This window comes from Micromonospora sp. NPDC003776, from assembly GCF_053605645.1.
Genome location: NZ_JBSGJR010000802.1, coordinates 1 through 2,405, shown reverse-complemented (window position 1 = coordinate 2,405; position 2,405 = coordinate 1). Strand labels below are relative to the sequence as shown.

At 75.4% G+C, this 2,405-nt stretch carries 2 protein-coding genes; one reads left to right on the top strand and one right to left on the bottom strand.

Annotated features, from left to right (window positions below):
* On the bottom strand, positions 1-1,976 hold a 1,976-nt coding region (locus tag ACWEVO_RS35100; RefSeq protein WP_452311710.1), incomplete at its 3' end, for an FAD-binding and (Fe-S)-binding domain-containing protein.
* A gap of 190 nt (positions 1,977-2,166) precedes the next feature.
* On the opposite strand from ACWEVO_RS35100, the gene ACWEVO_RS35095 reads away from it, so the two are divergent.
* The coding region (locus ACWEVO_RS35095) for an alpha-lytic protease prodomain-containing protein (protein ID WP_452311709.1) at positions 2,167-2,405 on the top strand (239 nt) is incomplete at its 3' end.

Here is a 2,405-nt window from a genome sequence, read left to right as displayed (position 1 = left end):
GCGGGCGGCAGGACGCCGGCCAGGTCGAGGCCGCCGGCCATGCCCCGGGTGGCCGCGCCCCACCGACGCGCCGCACCCCGCCAGCCGGCCTGCGCGACCCGCCCGTTCTCCTCGCTACGCAGCCGCTTCACCAGGTCACCGGTGTTGATCAGGACCGGGCAGGCGGTGGCGCACATGCCGTCGACCGCGCAGGTCTGCACCGCGTCGTAGTCGTACGCCGACTCCAGCTCGCCGGCCAGGGCCAGGTCGCCGTCGGCGCGGGCGGCGGCGATCTCCCGGCGCAACACGATCCGCTGCCGGGGGGTGGTGGTCAGGTCGCGGCTCGGGCAGACCGGCTCGCAGTATCCGCACTCGACGCAGCGGTCCACCTCCTCCTCCACGGTCGGCACCGTCTTCAGGTGCCGCATGTGGACCTCGGGGTCGTCGCTGAGCAGCACGCCCGGGTTGAGCACCCCGGCGGGGTCGCAGAGGGTCTTCAGCTCGCGCATCACCTCGTACAGCTCGTCGCCGAACTGGCGGCGCACGTACGGGGCCATCACCCGGCCGGTGCCGTGCTCGGCCTTGAGCGTGCCGCCGTGGCCGAGGACCAGGTCGACCATCTCCTCGGTGAAGTCGGCGTAGCGGGCCGGCGCGGCGCCGTGGGAGAACCGCTCGTTGAGCATGAAGTGCAGGTTGCCGTCCTTGGCGTGGCCGAAGATGACGCTCTCCTCGTACCGGTGCCGGGCGAACAGGTCGGCGAGGGCGGCGCAGGTGTCGGCGAGCGCGGCCACCGGGACGGCGATGTCCTCCAGCAGCGCGGTGGTGCCGGACGGACGGGCGCCGGCGACGGCCGCGTACAGGCCCTTGCGGATGTGCCAGAGCGCCGCCCGGGCCGGCGCCTCCCCGCTGAGCCGGGCCGGGGCGGTCAGCGGCAGCTCGGCCAGCACCGGCCGCGCCGCCGCCACCCGCGCCGCCAGGGCCTCCGGATCGGACTCCTGCCACTCCACCAGCAGCGCCGCGTGCTCGCGCACGGCCAGGCCGCGCAGCGCGGCGTCCGCCTTCGGGTCGACCTGCGCGACCCGCAGGGCGGCGGCGTCGAGCAGCTCGACCGCCGCCGGCCCGGCCGCCACCAGGGCCGGCATCGCGGCCATCGCCGCGCCGAGGGTGTCGAAGACGAGCAGGCCGGTCGCGGCGTGCCGGTGCACGGGTACGGTCCGGAAGGTCGCCGCCGCGACGAAGGCGAGGGTGCCCTCGCTGCCCACCACGAGCCGGGTCAGCAGGTCGGCGGGCGAGTCGTGGTCGAGGAAGGCGTTCACCCCGTAGCCCATGGTGTTCTTCATGGCGTACTGGGCGCGGATGCGGCGCACCGAGTCGGGGTTGCCGCGCACCCGGTCCCGCAGCCGCAGCAGGCCGGCGTGCAGCGCCGGTTCGGTGGCCCGCAGCCGCTCGTCGGCGTCCGGCGCGCCGGTGTCGAGCAGGGTGCCGCTGGGCAGCACCAGCAGCACCGACTCCAGGGTCCGGTAGGTGTTGTACTCGGTGCCGCAGGTCATGCCGCTGGAGTTGTTGGCCACCACGCCGCCCACAGTGCAGGCCGACTCGCTTGCCGGGTCCGGACCGAGCTTGCGGCCGTACGGGGCGAGCCGGGCGTTGACCTGCCGCAGCACCACCCCGGGCTGCACCCGCACCCGCCGCCCCTCGTCGAGGACGTCGAGGGCCCGGAAGTGCCGGCGGGTGTCCACCAGGAGCTGGTCGGTGACCGCCTGCCCGCTGAGGCTGGTGCCGCCGGAGCGGAAGGTCAACGGGGTGCCGGTGCGGTGGCTGTGCCGCAGCAGCGCGGCGACCTGATCGGCGTCGGCCGGGGTCACCACGGCGCTGGGGTGCAGCAGATAGTGGGAGGCGTCGTGGGCCAGCCGGAGCCGGTCCGCCGCCCGGGTCCGCACCCCGCCGGGCACCACCGCCTCCAGCCCGGCCCGGACGTCCCCGCTCAGCTCCGCCATGGTCGCCGCACCTCCCCCGCCCACCCTAACCAGGAGCGGGACCGGCGCGCCCTGACCCCTTGCAACTTGCATAGACCGTGATAGATACTCGCCGTCAAGCGTTCGCCGAGGTCACACCCCGATCCGACCGCGGCGCTACGGCATGGGCGCCGACGCAACCGGCGGCCCTCCACGTCCTAGGAGGAGACCCGTGAGAATCCGCCGTAGTCGACTCACCCCCCTGCTCGCCGCGACCGTCGGCCTGGTGGCCGCCGGCGCGTTCACCGTGCCGGCCTCGGCCGCCCCGAGCTACACCGCCGACCAGCTCGCCCGGGTCGACGCCGCCGTGGCGGCCTCCGGGGTCGACGGCATCGCCTGGCGGGTGGACGCCGCGTCCCGCCGGGTCGTGGTGACCGCCGACGAGAGCGTCTCCGCCGCCGAGCTGGCCAC